Origin of the sequence: Croceitalea rosinachiae (assembly GCF_031846445.1) — a bacterium.
Lineage (GTDB): Bacteria > Bacteroidota > Bacteroidia > Flavobacteriales > Flavobacteriaceae > Croceitalea > Croceitalea rosinachiae.
On sequence record NZ_JAVRHR010000001.1, the window covers coordinates 471,255 to 495,588 of the forward strand.

General features: G+C 36.0%; 24 protein-coding genes. 8 read left to right on the top strand and 16 right to left on the bottom strand.

Going from position 1 to position 24,334, the window contains the following annotated elements; all coding sequences use genetic code 11:
- Nucleotides 1-4 precede the first annotated feature (4 nt).
- From RM706_RS02110 to RM706_RS02160, 11 genes are all read right to left on the bottom strand, one after another.
- Nucleotides 5-2,365: a PAS domain S-box protein gene (locus RM706_RS02110; protein ID WP_311349369.1), complete on the bottom strand. Its 2,361-nt coding sequence runs from the start codon at nt 2,363-2,365 to the stop codon at nt 5-7.
- Nucleotides 2,358-2,900, bottom strand: a complete 543-nt coding sequence (locus tag RM706_RS02115; RefSeq protein ID WP_311349370.1) for a heme NO-binding domain-containing protein — start codon at nt 2,898-2,900, stop codon at nt 2,358-2,360. Before RM706_RS02115 ends, RM706_RS02110 begins: the two co-directional genes overlap by 8 nt.
- Before the next feature lie 78 nt (nt 2,901-2,978).
- On the bottom strand, nt 2,979-3,377 hold the full coding sequence (locus RM706_RS02120; protein WP_311349371.1) for a response regulator: 399 nt from the start codon (nt 3,375-3,377) through the stop codon (nt 2,979-2,981).
- 155 nt (nt 3,378-3,532) lie between these two features.
- Entirely contained in the window at nt 3,533-3,886 is a 354-nt protein-coding gene (locus RM706_RS02125; RefSeq protein ID WP_311349372.1) for an MmcQ/YjbR family DNA-binding protein, read from the bottom strand.
- The gene (locus RM706_RS02130) at nt 3,886-4,284 is read right to left on the bottom strand and encodes a Dabb family protein (protein WP_311349373.1); all 399 of its coding nucleotides are present in this window, start codon (nt 4,282-4,284) and stop codon (nt 3,886-3,888) included. Before RM706_RS02130 ends, RM706_RS02125 begins: the two co-directional genes overlap by 1 nt.
- 6 nt (nt 4,285-4,290) lie before the next feature.
- Entirely contained in the window at nt 4,291-4,914 is a 624-nt protein-coding gene (locus RM706_RS02135; protein ID WP_311349374.1) for a DUF4230 domain-containing protein, read from the bottom strand.
- Complete coding sequence (locus tag RM706_RS02140) at nt 4,907-5,269, bottom strand: DUF4260 domain-containing protein (protein WP_311349375.1); 363 nt, start codon at nt 5,267-5,269, stop codon at nt 4,907-4,909. The genes RM706_RS02135 and RM706_RS02140 overlap by 8 nt, the downstream gene beginning before the upstream one ends.
- The gene (locus RM706_RS02145; RefSeq protein ID WP_311349376.1) at nt 5,259-6,014 is read right to left on the bottom strand and encodes a cyclase family protein; all 756 of its coding nucleotides are present in this window, start codon (nt 6,012-6,014) and stop codon (nt 5,259-5,261) included. Before RM706_RS02145 ends, RM706_RS02140 begins: the two co-directional genes overlap by 11 nt.
- A gap of 16 nt (nt 6,015-6,030) precedes the next feature.
- On the bottom strand, nt 6,031-7,164 hold the full coding sequence (gene hemW, locus RM706_RS02150; protein ID WP_311349377.1) for a radical SAM family heme chaperone HemW: 1,134 nt from the start codon (nt 7,162-7,164) through the stop codon (nt 6,031-6,033).
- Nucleotides 7,164-7,715, bottom strand: a complete 552-nt coding sequence (gene ruvC / locus RM706_RS02155) for a crossover junction endodeoxyribonuclease RuvC (protein ID WP_311349378.1) — start codon at nt 7,713-7,715, stop codon at nt 7,164-7,166. The genes hemW and ruvC overlap by 1 nt, the downstream gene beginning before the upstream one ends.
- A gap of 1 nt (nt 7,716) precedes the next feature.
- On the bottom strand, nt 7,717-8,196 hold the full coding sequence (locus RM706_RS02160) for a hypothetical protein (protein WP_311349379.1): 480 nt from the start codon (nt 8,194-8,196) through the stop codon (nt 7,717-7,719).
- Nucleotides 8,197-8,303: 107 nt separating this feature from the next.
- On the opposite strand from RM706_RS02160, the gene RM706_RS02165 reads away from it, so the two are divergent.
- Nucleotides 8,304-8,816 (top strand): DUF456 domain-containing protein, encoded by a 513-nt coding sequence (locus RM706_RS02165; RefSeq protein WP_311349380.1) that lies wholly within the window; start codon nt 8,304-8,306, stop codon nt 8,814-8,816.
- Between the two features lie 201 nt (nt 8,817-9,017).
- On the opposite strand, the gene RM706_RS02170 is transcribed toward RM706_RS02165, so the two are convergent.
- Nucleotides 9,018-9,572, bottom strand: a complete 555-nt coding sequence (locus RM706_RS02170) for a nitroreductase family protein (RefSeq protein ID WP_311349381.1) — start codon at nt 9,570-9,572, stop codon at nt 9,018-9,020.
- A gap of 31 nt (nt 9,573-9,603) precedes the next feature.
- On the bottom strand, nt 9,604-10,482 hold the full coding sequence (locus RM706_RS02175; protein WP_311349382.1) for a LysR family transcriptional regulator: 879 nt from the start codon (nt 10,480-10,482) through the stop codon (nt 9,604-9,606).
- 94 nt (nt 10,483-10,576) lie between these two features.
- Between RM706_RS02175 and hutH the strand changes: the two genes are divergently transcribed.
- Genes hutH through hutG form a run of 4 tightly spaced genes read left to right on the top strand, consistent with a single transcriptional unit; the run spans nt 10,577 to nt 16,381 of the window.
- A complete protein-coding gene (hutH, locus tag RM706_RS02180) occupies nt 10,577-12,157 on the top strand; it encodes a histidine ammonia-lyase (RefSeq protein ID WP_311349383.1) in 1,581 nt (526 codons plus the stop codon).
- 1 nt (nt 12,158) lies between these two features.
- The gene (gene hutI, locus RM706_RS02185) at nt 12,159-13,403 is read left to right on the top strand and encodes an imidazolonepropionase (RefSeq protein ID WP_311349384.1); all 1,245 of its coding nucleotides are present in this window, start codon (nt 12,159-12,161) and stop codon (nt 13,401-13,403) included.
- 18 nt (nt 13,404-13,421) lie between these two features.
- Entirely contained in the window at nt 13,422-15,422 is a 2,001-nt protein-coding gene (gene hutU / locus RM706_RS02190; protein ID WP_311350445.1) for a urocanate hydratase, read from the top strand.
- A 5-nt stretch (nt 15,423-15,427) separates the two neighbouring features.
- The gene (hutG, locus tag RM706_RS02195; protein ID WP_311349385.1) at nt 15,428-16,381 is read left to right on the top strand and encodes a formimidoylglutamase; all 954 of its coding nucleotides are present in this window, start codon (nt 15,428-15,430) and stop codon (nt 16,379-16,381) included.
- A gap of 117 nt (nt 16,382-16,498) precedes the next feature.
- On the opposite strand, the gene RM706_RS02200 is transcribed toward hutG, so the two are convergent.
- Together RM706_RS02200 and RM706_RS02205 are read right to left on the bottom strand one after the other, a co-directional pair.
- Nucleotides 16,499-17,455, bottom strand: a complete 957-nt coding sequence (locus RM706_RS02200; protein WP_311349386.1) for an ROK family protein — start codon at nt 17,453-17,455, stop codon at nt 16,499-16,501.
- A gap of 172 nt (nt 17,456-17,627) precedes the next feature.
- Nucleotides 17,628-18,962 carry a GntP family permease gene (locus RM706_RS02205; RefSeq protein ID WP_311349387.1) on the bottom strand — a complete coding sequence of 445 codons (1,335 nt, stop codon included), beginning with the start codon at nt 18,960-18,962 and terminating at the stop codon, nt 17,628-17,630.
- A 99-nt stretch (nt 18,963-19,061) separates the two neighbouring features.
- On the opposite strand from RM706_RS02205, the gene RM706_RS02210 reads away from it, so the two are divergent.
- Nucleotides 19,062-20,075 (top strand): formylglycine-generating enzyme family protein, encoded by a 1,014-nt coding sequence (locus tag RM706_RS02210; protein WP_311349388.1) that lies wholly within the window; start codon nt 19,062-19,064, stop codon nt 20,073-20,075.
- A 243-nt stretch (nt 20,076-20,318) separates the two neighbouring features.
- On the opposite strand, the gene RM706_RS02215 is transcribed toward RM706_RS02210, so the two are convergent.
- Nucleotides 20,319-20,492 carry a hypothetical protein gene (locus tag RM706_RS02215; protein ID WP_311349389.1) on the bottom strand — a complete coding sequence of 58 codons (174 nt, stop codon included), beginning with the start codon at nt 20,490-20,492 and terminating at the stop codon, nt 20,319-20,321.
- A 390-nt stretch (nt 20,493-20,882) separates the two neighbouring features.
- Here RM706_RS02215 and RM706_RS02220 point away from each other — a divergent pair, with 390 nt between their 5' ends.
- Together RM706_RS02220 and RM706_RS02225 are read left to right on the top strand one after the other, a co-directional pair.
- On the top strand, nt 20,883-21,893 hold the full coding sequence (locus tag RM706_RS02220) for a helix-turn-helix domain-containing protein (protein ID WP_311349390.1): 1,011 nt from the start codon (nt 20,883-20,885) through the stop codon (nt 21,891-21,893).
- A gap of 120 nt (nt 21,894-22,013) precedes the next feature.
- On the top strand, nt 22,014-24,326 hold the full coding sequence (locus RM706_RS02225) for a S41 family peptidase (RefSeq protein WP_311349391.1): 2,313 nt from the start codon (nt 22,014-22,016) through the stop codon (nt 24,324-24,326).
- Nucleotides 24,327-24,334: the final 8 nt, after the last annotated feature.

Sequence of the window (24,334 nt, forward strand, 5' to 3'; positions counted from 1 at the left end):
ATTTTTATTTTTTTATTGTGAAGTAAAAAGTAGTTCCAATACCTATTTCGCTTTCTAACCATACAGTACCTTCATACCTATCAATAATCTTTTTAACGATAGAAAGCCCTATACCAGTGGAACGTTCATTATTGCCAATTGATTGGAAGATTTGAAATATCTTTTCATGATATTCTTTGGGAATACCAACACCATTGTCTTTTATACTAAATTGCCAATGGGTTTTTGTTTCCTTACACCCAATTTCGACCAAGCCAACTTTTTTATCAATGTTCACTACGGCATTGCTTAAAAAGTTTTGGAACAATTGATGGATCTTTGTCTTATCCGCATGAATCAAAGGGAGTTTATCGACAACTTTAATAGTCACGTGTTCAGGAATAAAGATAATTTCCTCGATGCTCTTGATAATTTCGTTGACATCTACTTCTATATTATCCAGAGCGTCACTATTTACCGTTGAATATTTAAGAATACCAGAAATAAGCTTATCCATCCCCTCAACTTTTTCAAGCATCATTTTAAGATTGTATTTACCGCTTTCATCCAACTTATCTTTATAGTCATCATAAAGCCATGTAGCCAATGCACTAACGCTTCGTAATGGTGATTTTAAATCATGGGAAACAATATGAGCATATTCTTGCAAACCTTTATTGCTAGATTCTAACTCATTGACCAACTCTTGTTTTTGGTTCTCTAAAACTTTTTGTTTTGTGATATCTAAATGAACGCCTATGGAGCCCAAAATCTCACCGGTCTCATCATAGCGGGGAGCGCCGCTGATTAACCAATGTCTTTTTTCGTTGGTATGTAGCGTTACTTCTATTTCATAAGAGTCCGATTGGTTTTTTCTACGCTTTTCAAATTGAGATTTCATTTTTGATAGATTTTCATCATCCAATCCCATTATATTGAGCACATTTTCACCTATCAAATCATCACTATGAATCCCTATCATTTCTGAATACCTATTGTTCACCATCAATATTTTTTGGTTTGCATCAATCTCAACTAAACCTAAATTCATATTGGCAATAATACTACCATACTTTTCTTTCTGAATTTCAAGATTTCTTCTGTAGTTTTTTCGAAACGTAATATCATTATAACTCCATAAATGACCTTTGTAAGTATCGTCAATAAATAATGGAATATAATCACGCTCAAAAGTTCTACCGTCTAACAATTCTAATTCGTCTGAAAGAACCAATTCCTTCTTTTTTAATACATGGTTTATTCTTTTTATAGTATGTTCAGAGTCTACAAAAAGGTGCTTGTATTTATTCAATGATTTTTCACAATCAACACCTTTTAGTTTTTCAGGTGCCAATGGGATTTTAAACAGGTCACAGAACTTTTGATTAGTTAATATCATTTTTCGGTTCTCATCCTCTAATAATATTCCATTTTGAAGGTTACTTATCAATGTCGTCAACCGTTCTTCGGATGCTCTAAGTTTTTCTTCGGATATTTTATCATTCGTAACATCCTCTATCATAGCCACCTTATAAATAATCTCTCCTTTCTCATTTCTTACTGCACTGACCGAAGTTTTTCCATAAAGGGTTTCCCCATTTTTTTTGTAAAATTTTCTTACTATGGAAAACTTATCTGATTCACCGCGCTCTGTATTCTCAATTAAATCTTGATATAGACTGATATCTTCAATGGTTGATATTTGGTTAATGGTGAGTTTTTGCAATTCCATTTCAGAATAACCCAGAAGTTCCGTGAAGGTTTTGTTCACTTTTACGATGTTATCCTCCACGATAAGAACAATACCTAATGAAGAATTTTCAACAATAATGTCTTGCTGCTTTTTTTGATCTTCAAGTAATTCTTTAATTTCAATTTCTCTAGTAATATCACGTATAACACCTTGTGCGGCGATTGGACTACCTTTCTCATCATAAATAAGACTGGCATTGATATTTACATACTTCTCTCCACTATTTTTTGTGATGATCTTCGCATTGTAATTTTTTAGAACCCCTACCTGAAGTAATGTCTTAAATGATTCTGCAGTATATTCTAAGTAATCAGAGTGGACCATTTCAGCAAGTACTACCTCTTCTTTTGTATTGTCATAACCCAAAAACTCTTTTGCACTAGTGTTCATATTTAACACTTTAGTGGTCATGTCCATCACAACATAGGGATCTATTATATTGACAAAGGCGCCATCAAAATTTGAAGCGCCTTTATTTAACATGGCCTCAAGTTTACCATTAGCCTCTCTTAAATGCAAAGAAGCGTCATATAGCTCTTTAGATTTATCTTCTAAGAGACGCTCAGCCGCTTGACGAGCTTTTCTCTCTCTAGAAAGAGCTCGATGTAATATAGATACATCGACCTTATCCATGTTGTATGATAGCAAATTTGACTTCAGTTCCCTGTTCATTTAATAATTCAAAATCTACTTGTACACTCTTTTCAAAATGCTCAAAAGTTTTTTTAATAAGTCCATGTGCCAGTGAATACAGACCTCGAGATGAGCTGTAAATCATTGTAAGCGTTTTATCTGTTTTCTCTAAGATTTTAAAAGATGGTAACTCAGCGTCAGGATATAACTTCTTTACATGAACATGAATATGGTCTTCTATAGAATATAGAAGTCCTAAAGGATTTTTGTAGCTGCTAACTACTTCAGGATGGGCTTTAAGCAAACCATTGAATAGGTAGTGACCAAAAGAATATAATAAATCATCTGCAGGTATATTGGCTAACTTACTCAAATTAGTAAGCAACTGTACCATCTCATTAAAGTCGTAAGTCCCGACAGATGTATATGCACCTTCTGATTGAAGATTTGAATTTTCGATAATGGAATCAACTACCTCTAAACCGTAAGTAGTTTCTACCATATCTAAAAATTCCGTAAACACAATTCCTTTCATAATGAAGAATATTATGAATTAAAAGTAGGAATTGTACTACTTTATATAAAAATATTTGTTGTGAAATGGTAATTTTAGTTAGGCTTTGATTAGCTCACTAATCTCCCAGTAATCAAAAACTCGCTTTAGCTTTTTTTCGTAATCTTCATATTTTAAAGGCTTTATGATATAACCCGCAATACCAATTTCAAAACATTTTAATAAATCGACCCTATTTTCGGATGTGGTCAAAATGATGGTGGGCAAGTATTTTAAACGCGCATCAGATTTAAGAACGCTTAAAAATTCTATACCGCTCATTCTGGGCATGTTTAAATCTAATAGTATGATATCTGGTAAGGTTCCATCCTTCAAAATTGACAATGCCTCTTCTCCATTCTTAGCCTCAACGATAACATGTTTTGATTCCATTTTAGAAACTGCTCGCTGCATTTTCATGGTTTCAATCATATCATCTTCTATAAATAATACATTCACAAGTACACATTTTAGATGTTACAAAATTGGTTTAAAAAGAAAAAAAAAACTGTTCTTGGGGGATAAAATGTAATTTACCATCGATGAATGGCAGAAAACCATAGATGAAATTAGTAAAAAAATTCTTACAATTAAGATTAGCTCTTTATTTCCATTCAATTTCCCAACTCTTTCTGAACCCTTTTTGGTAATTTCAATACTACCAAGTCATATGAATGGTCTATAAGCTCTTTAATAAGGTCTGGACTTAAAATTTCTAAATAAAGTGTATTCCAATGTACTTTGCTCATATGGTACCCAGGTATGATGTTCCCATCATGCATTTCTCGCAAAGCTATCGCACGCTCAGGGTCACACTTTAGGTTTGCTTGAGAAGGTAAACGCTCTAGTGCCACAAGAGCAAACATTTTGCCCATTACTTTAAATACCAAAGTGTGTTCATCAAAAGGAAATTCTTCGGTAACCCCCTTTTTGAGGATACAATACTCTCGAAATTCTTCTACATTCATTATTTTATTCCATTGGAATCATAGACAAGTACCTTATCCCATAAATGTTTGCACTCTTCTATAAAGACCAAGTGCACATCTTCCTCTTGATAAGATTGCTGCGCTTCTGCCGATTCAAAAGTGACAATTAGCGAATATGTAAAAGTACCATCCACAACATCTCTGGTAGCTTTAGGCGGTGTTCCAATAAAATTGGTCTTCGCATATTTCGAAGTGGACAAAAACTTTTTCAATGAAACTTCAAAATGAGTTTTATCCTTTACGTTGGCAGGATCCTTAAACCAAAAATAGACGATATGGGCAAAAGCTGGGTCAAAATCTTTCATATCAGTAGTGTTTTGGGCTATTGTATTGGAAAGTATTCCAATAAATAATACAGTACAAATAAATGTTCTCATTATTCTTTAATTTTCTAAAAATGGTTTCTTCGAATTACTTATTTCTAAGGCTGAATAATCCAATTTCCAACCAATGGTCTCTACAATGTTTTCTATAAGAAATACAGCTTCTAAAGCTTCTTTTTTTGCAGTATCTATTAGACCGCTTTCAGGAATCTTTTCTCTAATATGTTCTTTGGCATTTTGGTTAAGTTTAGTCAAATCATCAGGTGAAAAAGAATTAAACAGACCATTTTTAATGTCATAAAACTGAATGTCGGGTTCAATTGAAAGTATTTCTGGTTCTGGGAACTCCGTGAGAATTATTCGTTTCTTTTCATTGTCTGCGCTTAATTTTAATTTTTTTAAATCATACCCTATTTGAGCTTTGGCATTAATGACTACAAGCGCTTTTTTCTTGCTACTTAAGATACTCATAAATCCATCTTTTATATTTTCATAGCGATAGATTTCTGCAAAATCACCTTCTACTGACACTAACTTACAAACTCTTTTGATTTTGTCCAATATAACCGTAGACTGATGCTCGGTAAGTTCCCGTTTTTTCTTTTTAGCGAACATTGAGTAAACCCAATACATTAGTATTGCACCTAAGATGAGTCCTAACAGAGCTTCAATCATGCTATCCATTTTTGTTTCCTATCTCTCCAAGATGAGTATATTTAAATCCTTTATCATACTTAAGACCATATCCAAATACTCTATCCATAGCAATATGAGAAAACATTATAATTCCAATTAATTCTAACCAAGGTAAATTCAAAAAGCTTTTCCCTACCAGCAATAAGAAAATGGCCAATCCCCTATGATGAAATAAATTATATAAGAAAGCCCCAATTTTGTTTCCGCCTAAGTATCCCAACATTCCAATATCTGGTACTATTAATAGAGCAAAGAACAACCACCATTCAAAATCCATTTCCATGAACAGGAAAAAACCCAGTAGTAAAAGCATAAATTCTTCAAGTCTGATATTATTCTTCATCAATTAATTTATAAAGTACTGGTCGAGAAGGACTAGCATCATTTTCGAAAGGCGCTACCTGAAGATTCAAAAAGTAAGTTCCGTCTTCAATGGCATTTGACACAAAAATAAACTCCGTGATAGTAGCATTTGCCCTTATTTTTCCTTGAGTGTTCCAAAATGCATGATGCCCGGCCAAAACCCCTTCATCTTTTTCACGATCTACCGATGGCAAATCAATCAATAAATGGTCGACCTGTTTGTTCTTCAAAAAAAGAATAGCCTCCTCTAAAAGATATGGCGGATTTGTATTTGAATATTGTGCTGTTTTTTTGTTTTCTAAATTAGGCAAGGTTCTAATGACCACAGCCTTTCTTTTCTTGGTTCCTAAAGCATATTGCAGTTGCTTCTTTGAAATTACAAAGTCCTCACCTTGCTTTTCGGGTGCTACTGTTATCACTTCAGCCAAAAAAAAGTATTGCTTTAACTTTTGATTTATCGAATGGACCACTTTGGTTATATGACCCACACACTCCGTATGAGTCACATGTGAATGTGGATTGAACCAAATATTATTAAAGTTCACTGAAGAGCCTTCAGATACTTTACCAATAAAACCATCCTCCTCATGTGGTTTAATTGTGGGGTGTCTTAAATACCATGCATTTACATTTTTCTCATTGCCCCGCATCGCTATAGAAATATCCAATGGTTTAGATAAATCAATTTTATAGTTGCGACTATTGTATTTTATGCTGGCAATCATATATTTTGAAACAGTTTCACGATAAATTTAACATAAAAAGGTGCGCTGCGATACCATCGGCCAAAAACTTTCCCTTCTTGGTCGTCAAAAGCACCTCATCATCAAGATACAATAAATGGTTTTCTAGATATTTTTCCGACTGTATTAAAAGATAATCGTGATAGTTATCGCCAAAATTAGTTCTTATTTTTTCTAATGAAACTCCCCAAATCGTTCGCAAACCGGTCATTACATACTCATTATATTTATCGGTTTTAGAAAGCGCCTCAACTTCAATGGGAAGTTTATTTTCTGTAATTGACTTTAGATATTTTAAGTTGTTATTGATGTTCCATCCTCTACTATCACCATCAAAAGAATGTGCGGAAGGACCAATGCCAATATATTTTTTTTGTTGCCAATATGCAGTATTGTTTTTAGAAAAATACCCGGGCTTTCCAAAATTTGATATTTCATAACATGAATAACCTTTAGCCATTAAAGTTTCGTTTAAAATCTCGAAGTGCTCTTGTGCAACCTCATCATTAACATTTTGAACTATGCCTTTCTCAATAAACTTTTTTAAGGCTGTTTTTGGCTCAACAGTAAGGGCATAACTTGAGATATGAGGAATTTCAAATGATAAGGCTTTTTCAATATTATTTAGCCATCGTTCATTTGACATGCCAGGAACACCGTAAATTAAATCTATTGAAATATTGTCAAAATATTTTCTTGATTCACGAATACACGCTTCTGCTTCTTGGGTATTATGAGCCCGATTCATCAGTTTTAAATCTTCTTCAAAAAAAGACTGCACCCCAATACTCAACCGATTGACAGGGCCGGTTGCCAATGTTTCAATCTTATCAATTCTTAAATCATCAGGATTGGCTTCCAAGGTAATTTCTGGATTATCGATAACCGAATAATTATCATAAACTGAATGGATTAGCCCTGCAATTTCAGAAACCGTTAAAACCGAAGGGGTACCTCCCCCAAAATAAATGGTTTCAACAACTTCATCTTTAAACTCGTTTTTACGCAGAAGAATCTCCTTTTTTAAAGCCTCGACCATTTCCGACTTTTTTTTCATGCTTGTCGAAAAATGAAAATCACAATAATGGCAAGCTTGCTTGCAAAAAGGGATGTGAATATAGATGCCTGCCATTATTTGACCTTACTGGGGTTATTCTTCACAAAAGAGGCCCAACCACTATATTGTTTACCAATCTCAACACGGCCTTCATTATAAAAGTGACAAACTGCAGCTGCCAAGCCATCTGTGCTATCCAAATTATTAGGTAATTCCTTTAATCCTAGCATGCTTTGTAGCATCTTAGCCACCTGCTCTTTAGTAGCGTTACCGTTGCCAGTAATCGCCATTTTTATTTTCTTAGGAAGATACTCGGTAATCGGTATTTGTCTTGATAGGCCAGCCGCCATAGCTACACCCTGAGCACGACCCAATTTGAGCATAGACTGCACATTTTTACCAAAAAAAGGAGCCTCTATGGCAATTTCATCTGGGTGATACGTATCAATAAGCTCAATGGTTCGGTCGAAAATCAATTTCAACTTGGTATATGGGTCATTGTACTTTTTTAATAACAATTCATTCATTTGAACAAAGTGCATTTTTTTGTTGACCACCTTGATGATTCCGAAACCCATAATCGTAGTGCCAGGATCAATACCCAATATGATTTTCTCTTTTGCCAAATTAGTTGGTGGTATTTAAGACAACCGGAAGTCGAAATTTCATACTTACCGGGTTTCCTCTTTTTAGTGCCGGTGCAACGGTAGTTAAATCATTCAACCGATTCGTAATTTCATTATTGAAACCAGGAATCAAATTGTTTATTCTTGTACTTTCTTCTATTTCCAATATGTTAATAAAGCCGTGCTCATCAATTTTAAAATCAACATAAAGGGTTTCATCCACGTCTGATTCTACCTCAAATTTAGCATCTTCAAATGCAGAAGAAAAATGGGCAAACATGTTTTCTTGAAAACATTCTTTTTGCTCTTGCTTGGTCATATTCTCATCACACGTATCAAAAAGAGGATACGCATCCACATCATTCCAATCAATAGACAAGAGCTCTTCATTCACCTTATTTTCAGTACGTACCTCTTTTGATTGGAAAAGCTCGCATGAGACCAACAAAACAACAATTGGCAAGAACAAAAACTTTTGCATTATAGCCCTAGGAATTTGGTTGAAATTACGATAATTTTAAATAATGAATTTTACATTCCAATGTAACAAAAGCAGTATAAATTTGTCTAATCAATAGATTACTCAATATGGATATTGTTTTACTTGTTATTGGTTTTATATTAATGTTAATTGGAATATTGGGTAGTTTTTTACCCGTACTTCCGGGTCCTCCAATCAGCTGGATTGGTTTACTACTTTTATACCTCACCAAAGCGGTACCTGATAATTGGTGGTTTTTAGGCATCACTTTGTTTTTTGCTGTCTTGATAACGGTAATGGATTACATCATCCCCGCTATGGGAACTAAAAAATTTGGTGGCAGCAAAGCAGGAATGATAGGTACTGTAATCGGATTGTTAGTTGCCATTTTCCTTCCGGTATTAGGGCCGTTAGGAATCATTATCTGGCCTTTTGTAGGTGCTTTAGTTGGCGAACTATCCAATAAAGCGGACCAAAAAACGGCTTTAAAAGCTGCATTCGGTTCTTTCTTAGGGTTTTTGACCGGAACTTTTATGAAGTTTTTGATCACCGTTATCTACGCTGGTCTCTTTTTATGGAAAGCCATTGAACATGGCAACGAATTATTTTCTTTTAGTTAGGAAGCAACGTTCTGTCAGTTCGAGTGGTTTTCGGTTGGCCGAGTACAGCAGATGCCAACTGAAAAGTGTATCAAGAACCATTTGGAACACGTTTGCTTCTTGATACTAATTTTTTCGTACCTCAAAATTCACTCGAAGTGACACTTCAAAACAACATGAATAGAATAAGCCTTTTATTTATGTTTAGGCACTTAATAGGTATCAATCCATCCACTCCACTTTATCACCGATTGGTTTTCTATTTGCTTCGGGCAACTCTTCATCATAGTACCCCATATAAAAGAAACCTAGGCATTTTTCACCCTCTTTTAAGTCAAAAAATTCATTCATAAATTTTATCAACCCAGGCGAACTCCAATAGCCTCCAATTCCCATATCAGTGCAACACAACCACATATTTTGGACCGCCATTGCCGTAGCAGCGATTTCCTCCCACTCTGGCAAGCTTTCATTTGGGTCTCGCTGCATGCAAATGGTAATTATCGCACCAGCCCTTGAAGGGTTTTCAAGGAGTTTTTTAATTTTTATTTTCTTTGGATTTTTATCAACTTCTTGGTATTTAATAGCCAAGAAAGTGCCTAATGCATCTTTAGAGTTTCCCTGTAATACTTTGAACCGCCAAGGTTCTGTTTTTTTATGGTTTGGCGCCCAATTAGCCGCCTCTAATATCTTTTCGATGATTTCTTTTGAGATTGGTTTATCGTTATACTGTATGGGAAAAACTGAACGTCTTTTCGCTATGGTTTCAAATATCATAGTGGATTTTTATTACTCCAAAATTATCAAATTATTCTTCATTAAAGAGCAAATCCAAACAATGTTGAAGTGCTAGGTTTCGATGGTTGTCTTTCCATAAAACAGATAGTACGGCGCGTTGTGAAATGTTCGTCAACTCTATGAATTTCACGTTCAGTTGAAAACCATATTGTAAAGCTGTTGGCACTATGGAAACTCCTAAGCCATTCTCAACCAATTTAAAAATTGTTTGTGCATGTACTGATTTATGAGAAATTATTGGGCTAAAACCTTCCTCTTCACATATACTCATTACCGTGTCATAGTAAAGCGGACTATAATCTTTTGAAAACAAGATAAAATCTGAATCTGCCAACTGATGAATTCCTTTAAAAGTATCTGTGCCTAACCTATGATCCTTTGGTAAAACAAGCGAAAAAGTATCCTCATATACGGGTCTAACCCGTAATCCTTTCGGAATTCTAGAAAGACGCACAAAACCAATATCCAACTCATCTTTCAATATGGCATTTACCTGTGCCCTATTAGACAATTCCTCCAAACTAGTATGAATCTCAGGAAAAGTATCTTTCAACTGCAATAACATCTTTGGAATAACCTGTTGCATCGCTGAGCCCAAAAATCCAATGCGTACCTCACCTAATTTACCGTCTCCAATAGCTTTCACTTGTTTTGAAGATCTCTTTAGATGAGCCAAAATAATTTCTGCTTCTTTTTTAAGGTAAGTACCCGCAGCAGTAAGCGTCACTTTTTTTTTGTCACGAATAAAAAGTGGAGTGCCTAAGAGTTCTTCCAATTGTTTTATCTGTCTACTCAGGCCTGGTTGTGAGATAAACAATCGCTCTGCTGCCTTTCTATAGTGTAATTCTTCTGCAACGGTTAAAAAGTATTTTAAATGTCGAAGTTCCATTTTTTAATAACTCATAGTTATTATCTATTGTAAAAAGTAATATTGGCAATTATTAAAAATACACTTTAATTTTGATAAACATCAAACTTTCTACATGCAACAGCTCCCTAAGTCGTTCTATTATGGTGAAGGCCATCTCACTGCAGGTATAGCTTTAGGCCTGGCAAGAGGTACTATTTCTGGCTTTATTTCTCAAAAAGCACGCAAAAAAATTATACAGTCTGCTCAAACCGTAGCAGCTATTGTAGCAAAAGGCAACATCGTATATGGTATCAATACTGGGTTTGGCCCTCTATGTAATACCAAAATATCTAAAGAGGATACCAAAATTCTACAAACAAATATTTTGCAAAGCCATAGTGTTGGGGTCGGAAAACCAATAGAAAAAGAGGTGGCCAAACTAATGCTCATTTTAAAAATTCATGCCCTTGCCAAAGGCCATTCGGGTATTGCCTTAAATACCTTAGAACGTATGTTATGGCATGTTGAAAATGATGTTATTCCGGTAGTACCATCGCAAGGTTCTGTGGGGGCTTCAGGGGACCTAGCGCCCTTATCACATTTATTCTTGCCCTTAATAGGAATGGGAAAAGTAGATTATGAAGGACAAACATACAATACCGAAAAGTTATATAGAAAAAAACAACTTCAACCCATTGAACTTGGACCCAAAGAAGGTTTAGCCCTTATCAATGGAACACAGTTCATTGCGGCCCATGCTGTAAAAGTTATTGAAAAACTACAACACTGTCTTAAGCATGCCGATATTATCGGCGCTATGATGCTAGAGGGACTACAAGGGTCAATAAAACCCTTTTTCAAAGAATTACATGAACTACGTCCCTTCAAAGGAAACCAACATGTGGCCGCAAGAATTAGAACACTATTGCAAGGGTCGGAAATCTTAGAAGACCATATTGATTGTGAACGGGTACAAGACCCCTACTCGCTTAGATGCATGCCACAAGTACATGGCGCATCAAGAAATACATGGTTACATCTAAAAGAGTTATTGGAAATTGAATTGAACTCTGTTACAGACAATCCTGTTATCATCAATAAAGAATTGACAATTAGTGGTGGTAGTTTTCATGGTCAACCCTTGGCCATGGCTCTGGATTATGCTACTCTTGCAGCTTCCGAACTAGGAAATATTTCAGATAGAAGAATTTATTTAGCTTTAGAGGGGAATAGCCCTGGGGTACCAAAACTGTTAATGGAAGAAACCGGAATCAATTCTGGCTATATGATTTTGCAATACACAACTGCTGCCTTAGCAAGTGAAAATAAGAGTCTTTGCTTTCCCGCAAGCGCAGATAGCATTCCTACCTCTTTAGGGCAAGAAGACCATGTCAGTATGGGCTCCATAAGTGGTCGTAAAGCCCTCCAGGTTATTGAAAATGTGGAAAAGATTTTAGCGATCGAATTATTGACGGCAGCTCAGGCTTTCGAGTTTAGAAAACCTTTAAAATCTGGGGTTCTTTTGGATGATGTCCATAATTTAATACGAAGTAAGGTCTCATTTGCGGCAAAGGACAGGGTCTTTTCAGATGACATAGCGATTGGAATTCAAATGATAAGAAATATTGAAGTTATTCAGCAGGTAGAAAAAACAATGAAAAAAAACAACCTCACTTGGAACAGTCCTTTCTCACAAGAATTTGAAACATACTGATATGAACAAACCCATTTTAATAGGCCCTTTTACTCAAATACTTCCTATGAGCGGACTTCCTTTAAAGGGAGCTCTGAAAGATGAGCAACTTCATATTATGGAGCATGCTGGCATCTTGGTTTCTGAGGGCAAAGTTCTCGCGATTGGTGCGTACGAGGAGCTAAAGAATAATGAAGTTGAACTAGAGATTATTGGAGAAGATCGTGTTTGCCTGCCCGGATTAATAGATGCCCATACCCACATTTGTTTTGGTGGTACACGTGCCAATGATTACGCTATGCGCAATTCTGGCAAAACGTACTTAGAGATTGCCAAAGCAGGCGGAGGTATTTGGGATACCGTTACTCAGACTAGAAAAGTGAATCAAGACGAGCTCATTGCTAAGGTTACTGAGCGAAGTAATCATCATCTCAAAAATGGGGTGACGACCTTAGAAGTTAAAAGCGGTTATGGGCTGTCCGTTGAAGAAGAGCTGAAAATGTTACGAGCTATCAAAATCGCAAATAAAACCGTATTGCAAGATTTAGTACCCACCTGTTTGGCAGCACATATGGTTCCCAAAGATTGGCAAGGTTCGGCAAAGGATTATCTAACCAAAATAAGCGTTGATTTATTCCCATTATTAAAATCAGAACAACTTACCAACCGTATCGATGCCTTTCTAGAAGAAGGCGCTTTTTCGGCATTGGATATTGCCCCATATTTTCACATGGCTACACAGTTGGGCTTTGATATCACGGTACATGCAGATCAGTTCAGTACTGGTGGTAGTGAAATTGCCATACACTATCAAGCGGTTAGTGCAGATCATCTAGAAGCAAGTTCGAATAAGGAAATTGCCTTACTTGCCAAAAGCAACACTGTTGCTGTTGCACTGCCAGGAGCATCAATAGGCTTGGGATGTGATTTCACCCCAGCTAGGAAATTATTGGATTCTGGCGCTTCTTTGGCCATTGCTAGCGACCATAACCCTGGTTCCGCACCTATGGGTGACTTACTTACTCAAGCAACGATTTTGGGAACATTCGAAAAACTATCAAATGCCGAAGTACTGGCTGGTATTACCTATAGGGCTGCTGCAGCCTTAAAACTGAAAGATAGGGGGATATTGGAAAAAGGCCTTCTTGCTGATTTTGTCAGTTATCCAACCAATAACTACCAAGAAATCACCTATCAGCAAGGGCAGTTGAAACCGAACGGGGTATGGAAAAATGGAGTCAGTGTAGTCAATAGAAATGAGCAATAAATGGAAGCTAGAATAGAAATGGATTTCAAAACTCAAGTACAACAAGGCATTCCTAATGAATTACCCCAGCCAAAATCGTATCCTAAAAATGGTAATCCTGCACCAAAAAGAAGAGATATTTTAAATCATGAAGAAAAGATTCTGGCTATTCGTAATGCACTACGCTACTTTCCAAAAGATTGGCACAAAGAGCTTGTCCATGAATTTGCAGCTGAGCTGATTAAATTTGGTCGAATCTATATGCTTCGGTTTAAACCCGATTATAAAATGTATGCTCGACCCATACATGAATATCCTGCAAAATCACAACAGGCTGCAGGCATCATGTTGATGATCCAAAACAATCTTGATCCAGCGGTAGCACAGCATCCTGAAGAATTGATAACCTATGGTGGCAATGGTGCTGTATTTCAAAATTGGGCACAATACCTATTGACCATGAAATATTTGTCAGAAATGACAGATGAACAAACCCTTCATAGCTATTCTGGTCATCCTATGGGGTTATTTCCCTCTTCAAAAGAGGCACCTAGAGTTGTAGTCACCAATGGAATGATGATTCCCAATTATTCCAAACCAGATGATTGGGAAAAATACAATGCCTTAGGGGTTACCCAATATGGACAAATGACCGCTGGTTCTTATATGTATATTGGACCGCAGGGGATTGTTCATGGAACCACCATTACGGTAATGAACGCTTTTAGAAAAGTACTGAATAAAGGAGAATCACCAGAAGGCAAAATCTTTTTGACTGCAGGATTGGGGGGAATGAGTGGGGCTCAACCCAAGGCCGGTAATATTGCCAAATGCATCACCATTTGTGCCGAGGTGAATTCTGCCGCAGCTAAAAAAAGACATGAACAAGGTTGGGTTGATGTCTTAATCGACCAAATAGACCTATTAGTTAAAAGAACTAAAAAAGCTGTATTACAAAATGAAATCGTCTCTATTGCTTACATAGGGAACATCGTTGAAGTATGGGAACGATTTTATGAAGAGGAAATCTATATTCATTTAGGTTCAGACCAAACTTCGTTACATAATCCTTGGGCTGGAGGATATTATCCAGATGGTTTATCTTATGAGGAATCAAATATTTTAATGGTTGAAAATCCTAATCAATTTAAAGTCAAAGTTCAAGAATCTTTAAGAAGACAAGTAACGGCCATAAATAACCATTGTTCAAAAGGAACTTACTTTTTTGATTATGGCAACGCTTTTTTGCTAGAGGCTTCAAGAGCTGGCGGAGCGGTTATGGCCGAAAATAATATTGATTTTAAATATCCATCTTATGTGCAAGACATATTAGGACCCATGTGTTTTGATTATGGGTTTGGGCCATTTAGGTGGGTATGTACGTCTGGAAATCCAAAAGATCTTTCTAAAACAGATGATATTGCAGCTGAAATCATGAAAGAAATCAAAAAAACAGCTCCAAATGAAATTCAACAACAATTACAAGATAACATCACTTGGATTGAAGAAGCAGAGCAAAATAAACTAGTCGTGGGGTCACAAGCTAGAATATTATATGCAGACGCAGAAGGTAGGGCAAAAATTGCCGAGGCTTTCAATCATGCTATTGCCACCGGTGAAATTTCTTCACCAGTAGTATTGGGGCGCGACCATCATGATGTTAGCGGTACGGATTCACCATATAGAGAGACCAGCAATATTTATGACGGTAGTAAGTTTACAGCAGATATGGCCATGCACAATGTAATCGGTGATAGTTTTAGGGGTGCAACTTGGGTGTCTATTCACAATGGTGGTGGTGTTGGATGGGGCGAAGTCATCAATGGAGGTTTTGGACTGTTATTGGACGGGAGTAAAGAAGCCGAAAACCGATTAAAAAACATGCTATTTTATGATGTGAATAATGGTATTGCCAGAAGAAGTTGGGCACGAAACGAAGAAGCCCTTTTCGCAATTAAACGTGAAATGGAGCGTTCTAAAAACCTTAAGGTTACGTTACCTAATATCGTAGATGATGAGGTATTTGAAAATTTGATTTAGAAAAAATGCAAGACTATATTCCCCCAAAAAAAGAGCATTGGCATGGCAGAACATCAGACGCTGAGCTCTATTTGCATGAAAAAGTTGAATTGAAGACCATTTCTAAAATCGAAAAAAGCAAAAGCACTTTCGTTCTATTGGGTTATGCTTGCGATGAAGGTGTCAAGAGAAATCAAGGACGTATCGGTGCCAAAGGAGGCCCATTGGTAATTAGACAAGCTTTGGCGAAAATGCCGAATCACTTAGAAAAAAATGTATCATTAATTGATGCCGGTGATATCATTTGCCCCAATGGAGATTTAGAAAAAATACAAGGCGCCCTTGCTCATTTGGTTTATGAGCTTCTACAAAAAAATACAATCCCAATTCTTTTGGGTGGAGGACATGATATTGCATACGGACATTTTAACGGTATCAAAAAACACTTGATGGAGGCCAACAAAAGACCTTCAATCGGCATTATAAACTTTGATGCCCATTTTGATTTGAGAACAGATGATCAAGGCCCCACTTCGGGCACACCTTTTTTTCAGATTGCAAACGAAAATGAACCATTTCATTATTTGTGCCTTGGCATCAGAAGTGATGCCAATGATAAAAAACTCTTTCAAACTGCCCAAGAATCTGATGTTACCTATGTAGAAAAAAATACGTTCCGAATTCAATTCACTAAGGAAATCAACACTTGGATTCGTGCTTTTATGGAAAAAGTCAATCATGTCTATGTTACCATTGACCTTGACGGCTTTTCATCTGCTTACGCCCCTGGTGTAAGTGCTCCCTCTCCTCTAGGTTTCTCACCAGATATTGTTTTAGAATCATTGGAGATCATTATAGCCTCAGGCAAATTGATAAGCCTAGATATTGCGGAAATGAATCCTAAATTCGATATAGACAATCAAACAGCAAAGCTTGCCGCATCATTAGTACATACCGTAATTCACTCAGAATTTCCTTAAACAAAAAAAGCCTCCCATAAGGAAAGCCTTTCATTGGTTTGCACATTTTGTGCATTACCTAGTCTCAACTTAAGTTGAAACTCAACACAACGGCACAAAGATATGAAAGAAATTGTTCTATTTGTGTTTTTCCCAAATCAATGCGGCAGCTCCGCAAATCGCTGCAGTTTTTCCGGGCATCCCTGATTCGATAATCTTTACTTTCCCCTTATAAACATCCAATAAAAACTCATTAAAATATGTATTCAAGGGATCTAAGATCCATTTACCACTATTGGTAAGTCCACCCATTAAAACAAAGGCTTCTGGCTGGGTAAACGCAGTAAAATTAGCTAAGGCTTGTGCCATCATTTTAGCGGTATAATCAAAAGCTTTTATAGCAATAATATCACCTTCTTCGGCAGCTTGGGTAATTTCTTCTCCATGTAAGTCATTATAAGCAATATTTCGAAAACGGCTATCGTCCATATACTTGCTCAACATATACATTATGGTTCGCTTTAAACCTGTTGCAGAAACATAGGCTTCCAAGCCACCCCGAACACCCAGGCCAGTTAAGCGACCATCACCAATGGTCATATCTACATGACCAAGCTCACCAGCAAAACCATCATACCCATCGATTAACTGTCCATTAGCAACAATGCCGGCACCGAAGCCAGTGCCTAAAGTAATGGCAATAAAATCAGTCATCTTACGCCCACTGCCAAAAAGCATTTCACCCAAAGCAGCTGCACTCGCGTCATTCATAATGCGCATGGGGGCATCCATTTTTTCTTTAAACTTATCTAAAATAGGCACACTGCCTTTCCATAATAAATTGGCAGCACTTTCAATAGTACCCCGTTTACTGGAGGCATTAGGAGCCCCAATACCACAACCCAAAATGTTAGGCTTAATATCAAGCGATTTGATCAGGGTATCTACAGTTTTCTTGGTCCTTCCTAAATAATCCTCTAGTAATGGATATTCTTTCGTTCTAAAAAAATCTTGTCCATGAACATTACCATCTTTATCGACTAAACCTATTTTAGTTTTGGTTCCTCCTATATCTATTCCTACTACTAAATCCATATGTTGTTTATTGGCTACTTAAAGATAGTCGTTTTATGAAAATTTGGGTAGTACTCTTATTTTTCTTTTTGGGTAACTATCTCTGGACAAGTTCATGAGACATTCATCAGAAAACAACTTTAAATTTTCGAGGTAAGGCCCGAATCATTCCAATCTCCATTATCGCGTAAAATTAAATGAAAAATGAAATGAGAAAAACCATTAAAGCCGCAAATACGCCTGTTATAAACGCCCCAAGAGTATAGAGCTTATAACCGGTTTTAATATCCATGCCTGTTAACTGGGTAACTACCCAAAATCCACTATCATTGGCATGGGGCACTACTAAAGCTCCAGCACCGATGGCAATTACGACCATAGCTCTTTGAGCTTCCGTATCAAAACCCATAGAAACCATCAATGGAGCCATAATTGAAGCAGCTGTAATCAACGCTACGGTTGAAGAACCTTGAGCTGTTTTTATTGCTGCTGTCAATATAAAAGGTAACCAAATACCTAAGCTAATACCTGACAATAAATGGGCAAGGGTATCACCTATCCCTGAGTTCTGAAGAATCTTACCAAAAATTCCACCAGCACCCGTTATTAAAATTATTGAAGAAGCACTTAACAATGCCTTACCTACCCAACCTGTATCAGAAAGTAATTGCACATCAAACTTTTTAGGTAATAAAAATGACAACAAAACACCAATAATCAATGCAATAACTGGGGAACCTATAAAACCAATTAATTTGAACCAGGCTTCAACTGTATATGCATCTCCCAATAAAAAGGTGGATAATGATTTAGTCACAATTAATAAAATAGGGATTAATATGGGCAAAAATGACTTAAAAGCGCTTGGAGCTTCCAACATTTTGGTTTTAATCTGATTCTCGGATAACTCGGGGTTTGGGTCAATATAGGTTTTACCCGCAATTCTTTTAGAATAAACTATGGCTACTATTAATGACAATGCGCTCACACTAATGCCTATCAACATCACCAAACCAATGTCGGCTTCAAGAATTGCTGCTGCTGCGATGGGGCCAGGTGTAGGCGGAACCATAACATGGGTCAATAATAGTCCTAAAGCCAAGGCCACTGCAGTACCAGCAATGGATAGTCCTGCTTTTTTAGACAATGATTTATTTAAGGGATTTAAGATGATAAACCCGCTATCAGAGAAAACAGGAATCGAAACTATGTATCCAATAATCGCCATTGCGGCATGTATCCTCTTTTTACCTATAATTTTAAGAACTACTTCGGCCATTTTATAAGCCCCTCCTGAATTTTCTAAAAACGCACCAATAATAACTCCCAGCAAAATGACCAAGCCTATTTTTCCGAGAGTTCCTCCGAATCCATCTTCGATGGAGGTGAGTATCAATTCAAAAGACATGTTGGCATATAGCGCATAAAAAAACGCAGCAGCCAATAATGCCAAGAATGGATGAACTTTCCACTTTACAGTTAATACTATGATCAATGCCACACTAATTAAAAGCAAAAGAATAATCATGATTATCTATTTTCTTAGATTTCTATAAATGAACCCGTTTAAATATCTTTATTTTTTGTCAATTAAAGTAGACAACCTCTAAGTTGCAACCTAACAAAAATGAAAAAAAGCATTTATTCTGTCATTTTAATTTTGACCATACTCGCTGCCTGCAATACAAAAGAAAAAAGTGATGTCAAAAGTAGCCCTGTAAAAAAATTAAGTTATCATGAGTCTTACCTGCTCGAAATAGACAAACTCCCTAAAAAAGAAAATCCGTTAAAAGACACGTTACAAATGAAGAAAATTAATGGAGGTTCTTTTATGATGGGCGGTATAAGCAATCAGGCACGGGCAGATGAACTTCCACGACATATGGAAAAAGTAAACGGATTTTGGATGGATATTTCTGAAGTCACCAATAGTCAATTCAGTAAGTTTATTGAAGCCACTGGCTATACAACCACAGCAGAAAGACCAGCTATCATAGAAGGAAAAACTTATGAAGCTGGATCACTGGTGTTCGATGAGTTGGATTCGGCGATATGGTGGAAATTTGAAATTGGCGCCAATTGGAAACATCCCTATGGCCCTAATAGTTCTATTGAAGGAAAAGACAATCACCCCGTAGTTCAAGTATCTTGGTATGACGCAATGGCTTATGCCCACTGGGCAGGAAAACAACTACCTACAGAAACGGAATGGGAATATGCTGCCAAAGGCGGTACTGAAGACCTGAAGTATTTCTGGGGTGATGAATTTTCAAAAGCCACACGGAGTGCAAACTTCTTTCAGGGCGATTTTCCAGTTCAAAACAGTAATCAAGATGGCTACATAAAAACCGCTCCCATAAAAACATTTTCAAACAACGGTTATGGCTTATTTGATATGGCAGGTAATGTCTGGGAGTGGTGTTTAGACACCTATTACCCGAACGCCTACACCTTACTGGATAAGCGTGAGAATGGTTATTTTAAAAAATACCATAATGAAAAACAACAAAAAGTAGTTCGAGGTGGTTCTTTTCTTTGTGCAGAAAGCTATTGTACTGGTTATCGGCTAGCCGCCAGAATGAGCTCAACGCCAGATACCGGTCTTGAACATACGGGGTTTCGATGTATATTGAGGGAATAAAAAAAGCTCTTAATTTCTTAAGAGCTTTTTACGTTCTGGTAGGGACTCAAACTTTTTGCTGAAACATCCTGTATTAAAGGCCTGTCAGATGGTCGTTTGTTTAAACGTTAGTAACGGTCATGTGTTTGACATCTCCACTTAACATAAATAATATTTTTTATGTCGTTGAACCGAAGTTAGCGAATCAGGCTGGAATTTACGAGTGGAAATTCCGTCCGCAGCTATACAATATGTTGGTAAACGTTATTTATCTCCTTTAATTACAAAATAACTATAACCTCTGCTATCAGATTCTTCTTCTGCCAAGTAATAGTCCAATAGTTGCTTGTCTTCTTGAATAATCCTTTTACTTTCTTTTGAACAGCCCAACAATCCAAAAAGTATAGCTACTGAAAGTATTGACTTTAAGTATTTCAATATTTTTCTCTTACAAATCACTAATTAAAAATTAGTTTCAACATACCACGATAAATAGTCTTAAAAATTAGGGTTGCTATAATTTGTTGTGAAATGTATGTTATTGTTGTGAGTTGCGAAAAGTATATTCTTATTCATTTCTTGAATTTTAGTTTGCCCTTCAAAAATGTTAATTTTGTAGTTAACCGTAATTCATAATACCCTAAATATTTTTTGTTTCCAGATTTTAACATTTACAGTACACCATTATTATTTCTTTCTTTACAAGGCATAATCTTTACGTTACTTCTATTTCAAAGATACTATAAGTCCAAAAATATTTCTGACTTATTCCTAGCTCTCATATTACTTATCACTTGCTATCATCAAACCAGTTACACTATTGGTTTTATGTCTTGGTATGATACATTCAGAAATACTAAAGTAAACTACTATTTAGTACCTCTATCATTAGCACTAGCCCCATTAATTTATTTTTATATAATATCAGTCACCAATCCAAAAAAAGGATTTAACAGAAAGCATCTGCTACATTTTATCCCTGTATTGATACTTATTGCTATAAGGGCGTTCATTTTGGTCTATGATGCTAATCAAATTGGTTTCGCCGATACTCAAAATGGCTACCTGGTAATTAATTTTAAATGGAAGTTTTTGGACCCTGTTGTCACATTAACATCTACATTCCAGATGTTAATTTACTTAGTGCTCTCTTTTCAATTACTATTTAACTATAAGGAAAAAATACAACAATACTTTTCAAACACATACAAGATTGAGCTTAGATGGCTTAGAAACTTTTTGGTTATCTATACAATTCTTTACGTATATCATAACGTACAGAATGTGATAGACGAAACTATTGTAAATCTTAGTTGGATTCAAGAATGGTGGTACTATTTGCTGTCGGGATTAATTATTATCTATGTTGGAATTAAAGGGTTCTATACCAATTTATCTGCCTTAAAAGGTGTTGAAATTGGTTCTTTTTTAAAAGAAGAAAAAAGAGACTCTATTCAAAATCTTAAGCAAGAAGTCGCGCCAATCGAACTATCTGAAAAGCTGCAATGTGCAAAGACAGATTTAGAACACTATTTCGCTAGTAACAGACCCTTTTTGGAACCAGATTTGACACTGGTCATTTTAGCAAATAAATTATCTATCTCTCGCGAAGAACTCTCAGAAACCATTAATAAAGGATTTCACCTAAAGTTTAATGACTTTATAAATGGTTATAGAATCGAAGAGTTTAAAACCAAATTATCAGAAGGTCAGCACAAGCAACTATCGCTTATCGGAATTGCATATGAATGCGGTTTTAATAGTAAACCAACCTTTAATCGAGCTTTTAAGAAAGCCACTAACAAATCCCCTTCCGAATACTTGCGAACACTAATGTAACACACTTTATTTAGATGAAATGATACGTCTCAATTCGTGGATGATACCTCATTACCACAAGTTGAAACCCTAAAAATGTATGTTCTTCGGACTTTTGACTTGTTCAATAAAAACATACTTATGAAATTGTTATTAGAAAAACTTACTAGATCTACAAGGCAATCAAATTTACCAAATGATATAGCTATTGCCATACCGCGCGTATTTTGTGGATTGTTATTGGCATTTAGTTTGGGAGCATCAAAATTTGGGATGCCTTGGTCACCAGAAGCTTCTAATCTATCATTATTTGAGGTGTCCGATTGGTTTGTAGAGGACGTTTCAAACTTCGGAGGGATATTTGCTGCACTTCCTCTTCTATTCGCTTGGTTAGCTGCCGCATCTGAAGCTATTGGTGGCTTATGTTTAGCCTTAGGCTTAAAAACAAGAGTTTCATCATTCTTTCTTATAGTTACAATGCTTGTTGCCATTTTCTTTCAGCAATGGGATAATGGTCTTTGGGCAATGCTACCAGCTTTAGGTTTTTTATGGGTGAGTCTTTATAATTTAATTATGGGCTCTGGTCGTTTAGGACTTGATTACATCATAAGTAATAGGTTAAAAAACGATAGACTTTTAACAACACCTATTAACCAAATAAACGGCAGAGTAAAGACCGTTGGACATATTCTTGTTTTTCTGATGATATGTACTGCAGATGCACAAGAGAAAAATGTATCCTTTAAAGTAGATACAAAAAACTTTGAAGATGTAAACACTGTTTCAATCAGAGGAAATATTGCACCGCTTTCCCAAAAAGAAGATTATAAACTTGTAGATAATGATGGAGATGGAGTCTACGAAGCTTCTATTGATTTCAATACTTCTAAACGTAATGTAAAATTCAAATTCTTAATTAATGGTCAAGCCGAGTTACAAGGTTCGGACAATAGGGTTATTTGGTTTAAAGACGAGCCAGTATCAGGAAATTATATATACAACGAGTTTAATTATTACAACCAAGAAGAACTAGATAAATTAGTATTTACTGATAAGCAAATTGAAGAAGATATAGCTGTCTTAAAAGAAATTGTACAATATATACACCCTAATGTTTACAAGTTTAGAGACTCTATTGCATTACAAGAGGACTTTCAACTTTTAGAAGAAGAAATGAAGCGCAATCCCGAGCTGACTAAAGTTTATGGTGCTGTATCAAAATTTGCAGCAAAAATTAAGTGTAGCCATACGTTCACAAATCCTTGGAATCAGGGCGGGTTTATGGAAAAGGCTAATTTTTATCACCCAGATAAAATTCCATTCACCTTCAACAGAATTGGAAAACGTCTATTCATTGACAAAAACGCTTCCGAAAACACACAGTTAAGAAAAGGATTAGAGATAATCACTATCAATCATATAGCTACTGATGATGTGTTATCAAGATTAGCTGAATATGTAACATCAGACGGTAATAACTATGAAAAGAAACTAGAACGTTTAGCAGTTACAGGAGAAGAAAAGTTTTCGATGTTCGATATTTTCTACCCTATTGAATTTGGTACCCAAAAGACATTTTCGCTTCGCTTAAAGGATTTAAATACTGGTAAAGAATCTCAAGCAGTGGTAAACTCAATTTCTAAAACAAATAGAACAAAACTACTGATAGAGCGCTACGGAAAATTGGATACATCTGTAAAAGATGGATGGAATTTTGAAATAATCAATAAGGATATTGCCAGACTTTCTATTAAGTCCTTCTCTGTACATCGTAACGAATTTGATTGGAAAGCTTATTTAGATAATGTATTTATACAGCTTAACGACAAGTCAATTCCAAATTTCATCATCGATATACGAGGAAATGAGGGTGGACAAGGCGAGGTAGGTCAATACATATTGGAACGAGTTGTACAAAAACAGTTGAAAGTTACAGCAATGCAGTCTTCTGTTCGGTATTTAAATATTCCATCAGGCTTCAAAAACCACATAAATACTTGGGCCAAGTTTCCATATGATTTCAATGGAAAGATTGAAACACAAAAAGAGGGAAGATATTTCTTAAAAGAGAAATACTCGGTAGGTGAAAAAATAATGAAACCAAAAAAAGACAACTATAATGGTAAGGTTTTCTTAATGACGGATGCCTCAAACAGTTCTGCAACTCATTTAATGGCAACGTATGCAAAACAAATGGATAACATAACATTAGTTGGTCAAGAAACTGGAGGTAATCAATTGGGTACTAACGGTGGTTATATGTTCTTTTTACGATTACCTAATACAAAGGTTGAACTGGATATTCCAGTAATACATCAATATGTCCCCACGAGCCAAAAACCTATAGATGGAGGTGTTAAACCACACATCTCTATTGAGAAAAACGCACAGGACTTTATTAATAATCAGGATACTGAACTTAACACACTAATAACCTTAATTAAAACAAAATAAATATAAAA